The sequence below is a fragment of the Marinobacter sp. PE14 genome (assembly GCF_053566155.1).
In genome coordinates this window covers 33599-46789 of record NZ_JBQXNY010000003.1, presented here as the reverse complement: position 1 = coordinate 46789, position 13191 = coordinate 33599, and the positions used below count along the sequence as shown (strand labels likewise).

The window sequence follows — 13191 nt, the reverse complement described above, 5'->3', positions numbered from 1 at the left end:
TACCTCTCAGCTAAGGAGAAAACGGAGCCCCACCAGCAGGAGCATGATGGAGAACGTACGCTTGAGAATCCGGGGATTCAGCCGATGGGCCAGATTGGCACCAACCCGGGCGAAAAAAACGCTGGTGAGTATGATACCGATGAGCGCAGGCAGATAAATGAAGCCGGCGCTCAGTTCCGGCACTGCGGGATTGTGCCACCCCGTCCAGATATTACCCAGCGCACCGGACACGGCGATGGGCAGACCACAGGCGGCAGATGTGCCGACCGCCTGCTGCATCCGCACGTTGCACCAGCTCAGGTAAGGCACCGTAAGGGTTCCCCCGCCGATTCCGAAAATCGCCGAGCCCCACCCGATAACACCACCGGCGGCGCCAAGACCGGCGCTCCCGGGAACGTCCCGACCCGGCTTGGGGTCAACCTGAAAAAACATTTTAAGGCCCACCAGAATGACAAAAATGCCGATGACCAGCTCGAGCGCCCGACCACTCATCAGGGACGCGGTCCAGGCGCCCACCAGTGCGCCGGCAATAATGCCGACCGTCATCGGACGGAACAGATCCCAGCGCACGGCGCCGTGCTTGTTATGGGACCGAATGGAGCTGACCGAGGTGAACACGATGGTCGCCAGCGAGGTGCCAACGGCCAGATGGGGGATGATATCCGGATCGATTCCCTGCAGACCAAAGGTGAACATCAACACGGGCACGATAATCAGCCCGCCACCAATACCGAACAGCCCCGCCACAGTACCTGCCAGGGCACCGAGGGCCAGATAAGATGCAATTACGTAGAACAGGGTCATAGTTTGAGCCGCACCCGCGAAACCAAGGCTGGTATGATACACAGCGCAAGAGTCAACTTCATTAAATCCGGGAGCCTACTCCTACACCATGTGCCTGATCGCTTTCGCCCTTGGCCAGAACCCTCATTTCCCACTGGTGGTTGCCGCCAATCGGGATGAATTCTTCCGCCGCCCGACGGCCGCCATGGACTGGTGGACTACCGAATCCGGTACCCGGGTGCTTGCCGGCCGTGACCTGCTCTCCGGTGGCACGTGGCTTGCGATTAATACCTCGGGAGAGGTCAGCGCCGTGACCAACGTCCGGGAAGGGGCACCGGAAACCGGCCGAATCAGTCGGGGTGAACTGCCTTTGCGGGCACTCACTGATTCCCGGGAGCATCTTGAAAGTTATCTGCTCGACACCGCCGACCAGTTTTCCGGCTTCAACCTGGTGCAGCTGACCACAGCAGACGGATGGTATTTCAGCAACCGGGATGCCCATCCAGGCCGACAAATCCACCGCGGGATCTACGGACTGAGCAATCATCTATTGCAGACGCCCTGGCCCAAGCTCCTGCGCCTTCGGCAAGCTGCAGGAGATACCATTGCCGCTGCCGGACGGGATGCAGCCAAACTGCACAGCGAGCTGATTCCACTACTCCAGGACAACACGCCCGCGCCAGACCATATGTTGCCCGATACGGGCGTTGGCCTGGAGACGGAGCGCTTCCTGTCGTCGCCATTCATCGTGGGTTCGGACTACGGCACTCGGGCAACCACCGTGGTGACCGTTTCAGCCAGCGGTGAAATCGAGGTGACGGAGCAGAGCTGGGGTCCGGATGCCAGTACCGGTGAACGCCGTCACTTCCACTGGCGGCGATAGCGATCAGGCTCTGGTATAATCCGCGAAATTCTGCCACCCGATCGGAGGGCCCCTGATGGCCGGTGAACAAGGCGCCACATCGATAGCCGATTTTGAGAAATCTCTTGATGAACTGGAAAAGCTGGTTCGCGATCTGGAGCAGGGCGAGCTATCCCTGGAACAGTCCCTGACGGCGTTCGAGCGGGGTGTAAAGCTGACCCGGGAATGCCAGCAGGCGTTGAAGAGTGCCGAGCAACGGGTCGAACAACTGGTCCAGAACAACGACGGCACCCTGGAAACCCGCCCGTTCTCACCGGATGATGCTGACTGATGTCCGGACAGAACCTGCTTGCCTCTGATTTTCTGGAAACCTGCCGGGCCCGCATCGATGCGGAACTGGACCGGTGCATTACTCGTGATTCCGCGTCTGGCCGGCTGCAGGAAGCCATGCGCTATAGCGTGCTGGGCGGTGGCAAACGGATCCGGCCGGCATTGTGTCTTGCGGCGGCAAAGGCACTGGGCCAGACCGGTGATGATGCCCTGATTCCTGCCTGCGCGGTAGAACTGATCCACGCCTATTCACTGATTCATGACGACCTGCCCGCCATGGACGACGACGAATTGCGCAGGGGACGGCCTACTACTCACATTGCGTTCGACGAAGCCACTGCCATCCTCGCTGGCGATGCCCTGCAGGCACTGGCTTTCGGCTGGCTTGCCGAAGCGCCGGGACTGCCTGAGTCGGTGCGCCTGATCATGGTCCGGGAGCTGGCCCGGGCCAGCGGCCACGGAGGAATGGTTGGTGGCCAGGCCATCGATCTGGAATCCGTCGGCAAAACCCTGGCACTGGCGCAACTCGAAACCATGCACCGCCACAAGACCGGCGCCCTTATCGAAACCAGCGTACGAATTGGCGCCCTGACGGCGCCGTCGGTCGACGAGCAGGCCCTGACTTCCCTGACCCAATATGCCAAAGCCCTGGGCCTGGCATTCCAGGTTCAGGATGACCTGCTGGACATTGAGGGCGACACGACGATCATTGGCAAACCCCAGGGCTCGGATGCGGCCCGCGCCAAACCCACCTACCCCGCCCTGCTTGGCCTGGATGGTGCCAGGGAGCACCTGGCGAATCTGCTTGAACAGGCCCAGCAAAGTTTGCAGGCGTTTGGTCCCGAAGCAGACCCCCTGCGGGCAATGGCCGATTACGTGGTGGCAAGAACCCATTGAATCCCGGCGCTCCGAAGGCGCACACTGGCCGTAAATATTTTCGTAACAACTGGCCCGCTTTGTGTGAAACAGCTCCCCCTGTTCCCTTATAATGCCAGTCAGTTACTGAACGTACCGGAAAAGACCCGAGCAGATGCAGGACACTTATATTTTCAAGGAAATCCCGTCACAGCGGCCCAATACGCCGCTTCTGGACCGGATTGACGAACCGGCCCAGCTCAGAGAGCTGGCCCCGGAAGAGCTGACCCGGCTGGCCCGGGAGCTCAGGGCCTTTCTGTTATGGTCAGTGGGCCAGACTGGCGGTCATTTCGGGGCCGGTCTGGGCGTGCTCGAGCTTACCGTCGCCCTTCACTACGTCTTTGATACGCCGAGCGACCGCCTGGTGTGGGACGTCGGCCACCAGGCCTACCCCCACAAAATCCTGACCGGACGGAAAGAATCTATGGGCAGCATCCGCCGCAAAGGCGGTCTGGCTGGTTTCCCGAAACGGGCCGAAAGCGAGTACGACACCTTTGGCGTTGGCCATTCCAGCACCTCCATCAGTGCAGCGCTGGGCATGGCCATCGCCGCGCGCCTGCAGCAGACCGGACGCAAGAGCATTGCCGTTATTGGTGACGGCGCCATGACTGCCGGCATGGCGTTCGAGGCACTGAACCACGCCGGTCACCTGCACGCCGACATGCTGGTGATCCTCAACGACAATGACATGTCGATTTCCCGGAACGTTGGCGGGCTGTCCAACTACTTTGCCAAACTGCTGTCCAGTCGCACCTACAACCAGGTCCGCGACAGCAGCAAGAAGGTTCTGCAGGGAGCGCCACACCTTATGGCGCTGGCCAAGAAGACCGAGGAACACTTCAAGGGCATGATTGCCCCCGGCACGCTGTTCGAGGAACTGGGTTTCAACTACATCGGCCCGATCGATGGCCACGACCTGCCCCTGCTGGTGGAAACCCTGGAGAACATCCGCGAACTCGAAGGCCCGCAGTTCCTGCATGTGGTGACCACCAAAGGCAAGGGCTTTGCCCCGGCCGAAGCCGATCCGATTGGCTATCACGCCATCAACAAGATCGAGCCGGTTCCACCCAGCAAACCCGAACCGGTCAAGCCGAAACCGAAGAAGCCCAAATATGCCAACGTCTTCGGGCAATGGCTGTGCGATTCCGCCGAACAGGATGAGCGCGTGGTGGGCATCACCCCGGCCATGTGTGAAGGCTCGGATCTGCTGGCATTCTCACAGCGCTTCCCGGAACGCTATTTCGATGTCGCCATCGCAGAACAGCATGCGGTTACGCTGGCTGCGGGGTTGGCCTGTGACGGCGCCAAGCCGGTTGTCGCTATCTACTCGACGTTCCTGCAGCGGGCGTACGATCAACTGATTCACGATGTCGCTATCCAGAACCTGGATGTGCTGTTCGCGATTGATCGCGCGGGCCTGGTCGGTGAAGACGGCCCGACCCACGCTGGCGCTTTCGACATCAGCTACCTGCGCTGCGTGCCGAACATGGTGGTGATGACACCGTCGGACGAAAACGAAACCCGCCAGATGCTCCAGACTGGCATGCTCTATGAAGGACCGGCCTCGGTGCGCTACCCGCGTGGCACTGGCCCCGGTGCCGAAATTCAGCAGGAACTGACGCCGCTTGAGATTGGCAAGGGCCGCCGGATTCGCAACGCCAAAGGTGTTGCCATCCTCAACTTTGGCACCCTGCTGGCGCCTGCTCTGGAGGCCGCAGAAGCCATCGGCGCAACGGTCGCCGACATGCGTTTCGTCAAACCCCTGGATGAGGAACTGGTGCTGGAGCTGGCCGAGCAGCATGAGCTGTTGGTGACCCTGGAAGAAAACGCCATTGCCGGTGGCGCAGGCAGCGCCGTGACCGAATTCCTGAACAGCCGTCTGGTTACCATGCCAGTACTCCAACTGGGCCTGCCGGATACCTTCATGGACCACGGCAAGCATGGGGAACTGCTGGCCGAATGTGGTCTGGACGCCGCGGGTATTGAATCGGCTATCCGCACGCGGATCGAGACCCTGCGCCACCAGAATCTGAAAGTTGTCAAATAGACGGAACACACACCTGAAAATGCAAAAAGCCCGCGGATTTCGCGGGCTTTTTCATATGTGACTACAAAACCAGCTCAGACTTCGGGATCGTCGTCCTGATGGGTCTCCAGCCAGTGGCCGAGCTTGCTCTGCTTGGTATCGAGGTAGTGCTCATTGTGGGGGTTGCGGCCCACGTGCAGAGGTACCCGTTCGGTGATGTCGATGCCGTAGGAGGAGAGCGCTTTGACCTTGCGGGGATTATTGGTCATCAGCCTCAGGCTCCTGATACCGAGATGCTCCAGCATGTCCTTGCACATACTGTAGTCACGGAGATCGGCCGCAAAACCCAGACGCTCGTTGGCCTCTACCGTATCAGCACCCTGATCCTGCAGGTGGTAGGCCCGGATCTTGTTCAACAGGCCGATTCCCCGACCCTCCTGGCGCAGATACATGAGGATACCCCGCCCTTCCCGGGCAATGCTGCGCAGCGCCTCTTCCAGCTGATAGCCGCAATCACACCGCATACTGTAGAGGGCGTCGCCGGTCAGACATTCGGAATGCGTGCGGGCCAGCATCGGTTCGTCGCTATCCAGGTCGCCGAGGGTCAGGGCAACGTGTTCCTTTCCGGTGTCCGGTTCTTCAAAGCCGTGCATATCAAATACCCCGAACGGGGTCGGCAACCGGCAGGTCTGGATGTAACGAACAGCCACAGTGTTTCCTCGTGGTTCAGTCAATCGGGCCGCGCATTCTATCACGGGCCCGCCCGCTTGGCGTAGTCTCGGCACTGTCGCTCCTCCGGAGTGGTCTTGATAACCAACACTTACGAGCGCAGCGGTCCGCCAGATCAGGCGTTATCGGCGACCCAGTGGCCACTGCGACCACCTTTCTTCTCAAGCAGACGCACAGAACCAATCTCCATACCACGGTCCACGGCCTTGCACATGTCGTACAGAGTCAGTGCCGCAACGCTTGCCGCGGTTAGCGCCTCCATCTCGACACCGGTCTGGCCGGACAGTTTGCAGCGGGTAAGAATATGCACAGAAGCGCCATCGTCGCCCGGAGTCAGTTCGACTTTCACAGACGTCAGGTTCAGTGCGTGACACAAGGGAATCAGATCATGGGTTTTCTTCGCGGCCATGATACCGGCGATGCGGGCAACAGCCAGGACATCCCCTTTGGGGTGCTCACCCTCAATAATCATGTTCAGGGTTTCCGGCGCCATGCGGATGGTGGCTTCAGCGCGGGCCTCGCGTTCGGTGGGCGCCTTGTCGGTCACGTCCACCATGCGGGCTTCGCCCTTGTCATCGAGATGGGTCAGTTTGCTCACGGTCTCTCCCGGAATCGGTTGTGCAAGATGGTGAAAAGTGCAGGAACAACAGCATAACAGACATGGCCACGGCGTCGCTGACAAGTGTCAGCTTTGCGGCCACCAGAAGCGGATACCGGCGATGCCCTGACCGCCCCGCTGGCGAGCCTCACGGAGATCGCCGGGCGACAACCCACCCAGAGCAAATACCGGAAGCACCGCTTCGGACACCAGATCGGTAAAGACCGACCATCCCAGGGTCGCCGCACCCGGATGGCTTTCGGTAGGCTGCACTGGCCCCAGGGTCACGTAGTCCGCCCCGATAGCCGTGGCATGATCGATTTCCTGCCTGTCATGGCAGGAAACCCCCAGCCAGACATCTTCCGGAACCGGTCTGGCCGAGAGCGCGGCCGCCTCGCGCCAGGGCAGATGCAGCCCGTGGGCACCGGGTGTGGCGCGGAATACCTCCGGTCCACCGTGCACAATCAGGGCAGCTCCGGCCTTTTCACAAACCGGCAGCGCTTTCGCCGCCAACTCCCGATAGGCCTGCGGACTCATCGCCAGAGCCCGGAGCAGTACCAGCGGTGGCCGAGCACCGCTCAGTCCCTCCTGAAGGTGCGCAAGGGCTGGCTCCAGGCCATTCTCGGAACCGGTGATTGCCAGCTGCCGGGGCAGGCGCAGAGCGCGAATGATCGGCCGGTTGGCAGCGGGAAAATCATCATCCCGAAGCTGCTCCGGAGTCAGCCATTCAACCGGCTGCCCCTCACACCCCCTTGCTTCGCCCTCGGCAGCGCCGGTTTCCCAGACGTCCAGGAAAACCCGCTTGTCACCGTAGTCGTGACGAATACCGATAACAGGCTCCAGAGAGGCCTCAGGCACGCGAAGACTGGTTTCTTCGGCAATCTCACGTACCAGAGCCGCCTGAACACTCTCCCCCGGCTCCACCTTGCCCCCGGGAAACTCCAGCAAGCCCCCCTGATGAACATGATCCGGCCGTCGGGCAATCAACACCCGTCCATCCCGGACAATAACCGCAACGGCAACGTGAACTTCTTTCACCCCGGCTTCCGACGCAGACATGGTCAGGTCCGGTACTCGGCGTTGATGGTGACGTAATCGTGGGAGAAGTCACAGGTCCATACCGTCTCCCGAACATCACCCCGCTTGAGATCAATGGCAATGGTGATTTCTTCCCGGTCCATCACAGCCTGGCCACGAGCTTCCGAGTAGTCCTCGGCCCTGCCACCGTTGCGGACCAGACAGACATCCCCCAGGTATATTTCCAGGGCATTCAGATCCAGCCCGTCGACACCGGCGCGCCCTACCGCCGCCAGAATCCGGCCCCAGTTCGGGTCCGAGGCAAACAGTGCGGTCTTGACCAGCGGCGAATGTGCAACGGTGTAGGCCACATCCAGCGCTTCCTGCTGGCTGGCCGCGCCGCTGACGTCGATGGTGACAAACTTGGTTGCCCCTTCGCCGTCGCGGACAATGGCGTGGGCCAGTTCCAGATAGACCGCCTGCAAGGCCTCGCGCAGCTTCGGCAGCGCCGGACTGGAGGCCGTAATCTCGGGGCCGGAATACTGCCCGCTGGCCATCAGCATGCAGGCGTCATTGGTGGAGGTATCGCCATCTATGGTGATGCGATTGAAGGACTTCTCCCCCAGTTCAGAGGCAAGCGTCTGCAGCAGTTCCGGCGCAATCCGGGCATCGGTGGCAATAAAACCGAGCATTGTGGCCATGTTGGGACGAATCATGCCCGCACCCTTGCTAATGCCCGAGATGCTTACCGTATGACCATCCAGCTCCACCTGACAGGAAGCGCCCTTGGGGCGGGTGTCCGTGGTCATGATGCCACTGGCAGCATCTGCCCAGCGGTTCTCGGCGGTGTTCGACAAAGCGTCCGGGAGGACACCCACAATCTTCTGCACCGGCAACGGCTCGCCAATCACTCCCGTGGAAAATGGCAGAATCTCGGCTTCCGTAACGCCAGCCTGTTTCGCCAGCGCCTGGCAGCAGGCCACGGCATCCCGCATCCCCTGCTCACCGGTACCGGCGTTGGCATTGCCGGTATTGATCAAGAGGTACCGGGGCGAGGTCTCGGCCAGATGCCGGCGGCTGAGGGTAACCGGTGCCGCACAGAACTGGTTCTTGGTGAAAATACCGGCAACCCGGCTTTCTGGGGCCAGCTCGAACACAACAATGTCCTTACGTCCCGGCTTCTTGATACCGGCACTGGCTATGCCGACCTTGACCCCGGCTACCGGGTAAAACTCAGGTAAGGTTCCCGGACCTACCGCCATTCTGCCACTCCTCTTGTCTGGGGTTGCGCTCGACGAGCCACACAACCCGCTGAAAACGAAAAAACCCGCAGCCCACCAGTTGCGACTGGCAGAGTGCGGGTTCCGATGGTGCAGTCAGTGCTCTGTATTAGCTGACCTTGCCATGACACTGCTTGTACTTCTTGCCGGACCCGCAGGGGCAGGGTTCGTTTCGACCCACCTTGCGCTCCTGTCGAACGAAGGTTTCCGGAGTCGACTGCCGGGCTTCGTCAGCCTCGCCCTCACCCTGGCTCTGGGCCGTGGCACTGGTTTCGTCGTGGCGCAGGCGAGCCCTGGCGAGCTCTTCTTCCAGCTCCTGCTTGCGACGGCGCTCGACTTCTTCCATCTCTTCACGGCTCTGAACACGTACGTGGCAGAGTACCCGGGTAACATCCCGCTTCATGGTATCAAGCATGGTTTCAAACAGGTTGAACGCCTCGCGCTTGTACTCCTGCTTGGGGTTCTTCTGGGCATAACCCCGCAGATGGATACCACGGCGCAGATGATCCATGTTGGAAAGATGCTCTTTCCAGAGGGTATCAAGCACCTGCAGGAACACCTGTTTCTCGAACTTGCGCATGGCCTCGGAACCGGCAATCTCTTCCTTGGCCTGGTAGGCAGCCACAATCTCGTCGAGAATCTTCTGACGCAGGTTTTCTTCGTACAGCTTGTTGTCTTCTTCCAGCCACTTCTGAACCGGCAAATCAATCGCCATCTCAGACTGCAGCTGTGCTTCCAGCCCGGCGACATCCCATTGTTCCGGCATACTCTGGGGCGGAATGTATTCACTGATCAGCGAATCGACAACGTCTTCCCGAATGGTCGTCACCATGTCCGAAATGTCGTCGGAAGACATGACTTCGTTGCGCTGGTCGTAGATAACCGTGCGCTGGTCGTTGGCCACGTCATCGTATTCCAGGAGGGTCTTCCGCATGTCGAAGTTGCGGCCTTCCACCTTGCGCTGGGATTTCTCGATCGCGTTGGTCACCATCCGGTGCTCGATGGCCTCGCCCTTCTTCATGCCCATGGCCTGCATAAGGCTCTTGACCCGGTCGGGGGCAAAGATGCGCATGAGGTTGTCTTCCAGCGACAGGAAGAACCTTGAGGAGCCGGGATCACCCTGACGACCGGCACGACCGCGAAGCTGGTTGTCAATTCGACGGGATTCGTGACGCTCGGTACCGATGATGTGCAGGCCGCCGGCCTCGAGCACCTGATTGTGTCGCTCGGTCCACTCGGCCTTGGCCCGGGCAATCTCCTCTTCGGAGGGATTGTCCATGGCGGCAACCTCGTGCTCCCAGTTACCACCGAGCACGATATCGGTACCACGACCGGCCATGTTGGTGGCGATGGTGACCGCGCCGGGGCGGCCCGCCTGGGCAATGATATGGGCTTCGGATTCGTGCTGCTTGGCGTTCAGGATCTTGTGTTCGATCCGTGCCTTCTTGAGCAGCATGGAGAGCAGCTCGGAAGCCTCGATGGACGCGGTACCGACGAGGATCGGACGCCCTTCGGCGGTGACATCCTTGATCTCGTCAATAATGGCGTGGAATTTCTCTTCCTGGGTCAAATAGACCAGGTCGTTGTAATCGGTTCGCTGGATCGGCTTGTTGGGCGGAATGACCACCACATCGAGGCCGTAAATCTGGCGAAACTCGAAAGCTTCGGTGTCTGCCGTACCGGTCATACCGGCCAGCTTCTCGTAGAGTCGGAAATAGTTCTGGAAGGTGGTGGAGGCAAGCGTCTGGCTTTCGGCCTGAATCTTGACGCCCTCTTTGGCCTCAACGGCCTGGTGCAGACCTTCACTCCAGCGACGACCCGGCATGGTACGACCGGTATGCTCGTCGACGATGACCACCTGGCCGCCCTGGACGATATAATCCACGTCTTTCTGGAACAGGTGGTGGGCGCGCAGTGCCGAGTGCACGTGGTGCAGCAGGCTGAGGTTGGCGGCGGAATAAAGGCTCTCACCTTCCTTCAGAAGGCCCCGCTCAAGCAGCAGCTCCTCAACCTTCTCGTGACCGCTTTCTGTCAGCTCGACCTGGCGGGATTTCTCATCGATGGTGAAATCACCGGTCGGCTCGCCTTCCTCCGGCACTTCGCCCTTTTCGAGGCTGGGGATCAGTTCATTGATAGCCTGATACAGTTTCGAGCTGTCCTCGGCTGCCCCGGAGATAATCAGCGGCGTTCGTGCCTCGTCGATCAGGATCGAGTCCACTTCGTCCACGATCGCGTAGTTCAGCCCGCGCTGAACCTTGTCTTCGGTACTGAACGCCATGTTGTCGCGCAGGTAGTCGAAGCCGAATTCGTTGTTGGTGCCGTAGGTAATATCCGCCTGGTAGGCTGCCCGTTTTTCCTCTGCTGGCTGGCCCGAGGCCACGACACCCACCTGCATGCCCAGGAACCGATAAAGCTTGCCCATCCAGTCAGCATCACGACCGGCCAGGTAATCGTTCACGGTAACCACGTGGACACCCTTGCCGGACAATGCGTTGAGGTAAACGGAAGCGGTAGCAACCAGCGTCTTGCCCTCACCGGTCTTCATTTCCGCGATCCGGCCTTCGTGCAAGGTAATACCACCGATCAGCTGGACGTCGTAATGACGCATGCCCATAACCCGGCGGCCCGCTTCACGCACGGTTGCGAAGGCTTCCGCAAGCAGCGCATCTAGGGATTCGCCTTCATCGATCCGGCGACGGAACTCCGCGGTCTTGCCCTGCAACTCGGAGTCGGACAGATTGCCATACTGCTCTTCAAGCTCATTAATGCGTATGACAGCCTTACGCATTCTCTTGATTTCTCTGGCGTTTTTACTGCCGAACATCTTGGTTGCAAGCTTTGTGAACATAGACCACTGCTTCTTTGATTAAACGGAGGAAGCCGGCATTCTAACCTTATTTTGTAACAGGACAAAAGGTAGGCCTCACACAGGCGCAATAAGTCGCTGATGAGGCACCGGATTCACGGATAAAAACTGGCCGGAGGCCGACTGGCGGGGAGGTGCTGACGACGGCGTGCGGGCCGGAACCGGATCAGCGGCTCGCCCGCTTGATATAGGTTTCCGGGTTTTCAGACTTGCCATTCCGGATGACTTCAAAGTGCACGTGGGGCCCTGTCGAGCGCCCTGTGCTGCCCATTAGCGCAACCACCTGGCCTTTCTGGACAACATCGCCCACCTTCACCTTGATAGACTTGCAGTGGGCATAGCGGGTTATCAGACCATCGCCATGGTCGACTTCCACGAGGTTTCCGTAGCCATAGCGCTCTCCGGCGTAGGTAACCACGCCGCCGGCGACCGAAATAATGTCGCTGCCATCCTTGCCGGCCAGATCAACACCGGCATGCCAGGTACGCTTGCCGGTAAACGGATCGGACCGGTAACCGTACTTTGAAGACAGCCAGCCCCAAGTGATCGGGCGGCCTTCCAGGTAAAGTTCGTCTTCGAGCCGCTTGCTGGATGCCAACTGATCGAGCAACCGCAGTTGCTGTTCACGGTCTTCGATCCGCCATTCCATTTCCTCGATCATCCGTGTCAGCTCAGGTGCGGAGAAGGAATCCCCGGACAAGGCATCTTCCGGTCCGCCGACTGCAGCCGGCTGATCGAAGTTGAATTCATCACTGGCCACCAGGCCGGACTCCACAAAACGCTGGCCCAGGGCATCCAGGCGCAGGAGACGGCCCTGGATCTCGCCAAGGCGAAGGGTCAGCGCATCAACCTGTTGCTGAACGTTCTGCTCGATACTGGCCAGCTCTGCCTTCTGGTCTGCCAGCTTCAGCTTCCACTCGGCTACCAGCTCGGAGTTGGTGGGCTCTCTGGCCTCTGCCTGCTCCACAGCCACCTGATACCCTGCCCAGCCAGCCGCGACCAGCAGGGAGAGCACGAGGAACAGCAAGCCGGCAGAAAGCGTGCTGTTAATCGACAGCACACGGGACTTTCCGTGGCGTTTGCCAACGAGAATAATGTTCATATCATCATCTGGTTTCATCGTTGAGCCGCAACCGCATCCTGTAGTGTTGCGCCCCGGAAAAATCCGAAGGGGGTCTGCCATCCTTTGGCAACAGCTACATACTGAAAAAATTGCAGCGCCCGGTAGACATACTCATTTACCACAATGTAAAACGAGTGTAATACAGGCACTACGCATAAACCGTGCCGAAGTGTAACCAATCGTAAACGCAGCCGTCGAGTAAAAACGCCGCCATGAAACGCAAAAGCGAGCAAAAAATGACCTTCGACAAGCTTGGCAGAACCCCGGTACTGAAGGATCTTGTGGCAAAGGCCGAGCTCCATCGACAGGCGGAAGGAGAAGTTCTGGCCGCCCTTCCGAGCGAGCTGGTCAACGGGACACGCTTTGTCAGCTGCAAGGACGGAGAGCTGGTCCTGACCGCCGAAACCGCGGGTAAAGCCAGTCAGATCCGGTTCCGCCAGCACGAGATCATGGAAAAGCTGCGAGAGAACGAGCTGTTCCGGTTCGTCTGGAAACTGAAGGTTAAGGTTGCACCGCCCAGATTTCGGGAAAAACCGGTGTTCAAAAAAGAACCCTTGAGCAAAGAAAATGCCCGGCTCCTCAAAGAGGAGGCCGGGCACACGAAGGATAAAGCATTACGCGAGGTTCTCGAAAAACTCGCTAGCCACGTCCGGGATTAAAGC

The 13191-nt window shown here is 59.7% G+C and carries 12 protein-coding genes; 5 read left to right on the top strand and 7 right to left on the bottom strand.

All coding sequences use genetic code 11. From position 1 onward, the window contains the following. Positions 1–6 precede the first annotated feature (6 nt). Positions 7–804 (bottom strand): sulfite exporter TauE/SafE family protein, encoded by a 798-nt coding sequence (locus ACWJ62_RS10865; protein WP_449286213.1) that lies wholly within the window; start codon positions 802–804, stop codon positions 7–9. 88 nt (positions 805–892) lie between these two features. Here ACWJ62_RS10865 and ACWJ62_RS10860 point away from each other — a divergent pair, with 88 nt between their 5' ends. The 4 genes from ACWJ62_RS10860 to dxs all read left to right on the top strand — a co-directional run bounded on the left by ACWJ62_RS10860 (position 893) and on the right by dxs (position 4937). Beyond that, the gene (locus ACWJ62_RS10860; RefSeq protein ID WP_449286212.1) at positions 893–1666 is read left to right on the top strand and encodes an NRDE family protein; all 774 of its coding nucleotides are present in this window, start codon (positions 893–895) and stop codon (positions 1664–1666) included. A 55-nt stretch (positions 1667–1721) separates the two neighbouring features. After that, positions 1722–1976 (top strand): exodeoxyribonuclease VII small subunit, encoded by a 255-nt coding sequence (locus ACWJ62_RS10855; RefSeq protein ID WP_449286211.1) that lies wholly within the window; start codon positions 1722–1724, stop codon positions 1974–1976. Further along, the gene (locus ACWJ62_RS10850) at positions 1976–2872 is read left to right on the top strand and encodes a polyprenyl synthetase family protein (RefSeq protein WP_449286210.1); all 897 of its coding nucleotides are present in this window, start codon (positions 1976–1978) and stop codon (positions 2870–2872) included. The genes ACWJ62_RS10855 and ACWJ62_RS10850 overlap by 1 nt, the downstream gene beginning before the upstream one ends. 133 nt (positions 2873–3005) lie before the next feature. After that, entirely contained in the window at positions 3006–4937 is a 1932-nt protein-coding gene (dxs, locus tag ACWJ62_RS10845; RefSeq protein WP_449286209.1) for a 1-deoxy-D-xylulose-5-phosphate synthase, read from the top strand. Positions 4938–5011: 74 nt separating this feature from the next. On the opposite strand, the gene ribA is transcribed toward dxs, so the two are convergent. The 6 genes from ribA to ACWJ62_RS10815 form a co-directional block, all read right to left on the bottom strand. Then, positions 5012–5626: a GTP cyclohydrolase II gene (gene ribA, locus ACWJ62_RS10840; protein ID WP_449286208.1), complete on the bottom strand. Its 615-nt coding sequence runs from the start codon at positions 5624–5626 to the stop codon at positions 5012–5014. A 134-nt stretch (positions 5627–5760) separates the two neighbouring features. Further along, on the bottom strand, positions 5761–6243 hold the full coding sequence (gene moaC, locus ACWJ62_RS10835) for a cyclic pyranopterin monophosphate synthase MoaC (protein WP_449286207.1): 483 nt from the start codon (positions 6241–6243) through the stop codon (positions 5761–5763). Positions 6244–6330: 87 nt separating this feature from the next. Beyond that, positions 6331–7302, bottom strand: coding sequence for a Nudix family hydrolase (locus ACWJ62_RS10830; protein ID WP_449286206.1), 972 nt, complete (start codon positions 7300–7302; stop codon positions 6331–6333). 2 nt (positions 7303–7304) lie between these two features. Then, positions 7305–8522, bottom strand: coding sequence for a bifunctional glutamate N-acetyltransferase/amino-acid acetyltransferase ArgJ (gene argJ, locus ACWJ62_RS10825; RefSeq protein ID WP_449286205.1), 1218 nt, complete (start codon positions 8520–8522; stop codon positions 7305–7307). A 127-nt stretch (positions 8523–8649) separates the two neighbouring features. Then, positions 8650–11388 carry a preprotein translocase subunit SecA gene (secA, locus tag ACWJ62_RS10820; RefSeq protein ID WP_449286204.1) on the bottom strand — a complete coding sequence of 913 codons (2739 nt, stop codon included), beginning with the start codon at positions 11386–11388 and terminating at the stop codon, positions 8650–8652. A gap of 184 nt (positions 11389–11572) precedes the next feature. Further along, the gene (locus ACWJ62_RS10815) at positions 11573–12526 is read right to left on the bottom strand and encodes a M23 family metallopeptidase (protein ID WP_449286203.1); all 954 of its coding nucleotides are present in this window, start codon (positions 12524–12526) and stop codon (positions 11573–11575) included. Between the two features lie 215 nt (positions 12527–12741). Here ACWJ62_RS10815 and ACWJ62_RS10810 point away from each other — a divergent pair, with 215 nt between their 5' ends. Then, on the top strand, positions 12742–13188 hold the full coding sequence (locus tag ACWJ62_RS10810; protein WP_088558033.1) for a DciA family protein: 447 nt from the start codon (positions 12742–12744) through the stop codon (positions 13186–13188). The last annotated feature ends 3 nt before the right edge of the window (positions 13189–13191 follow it).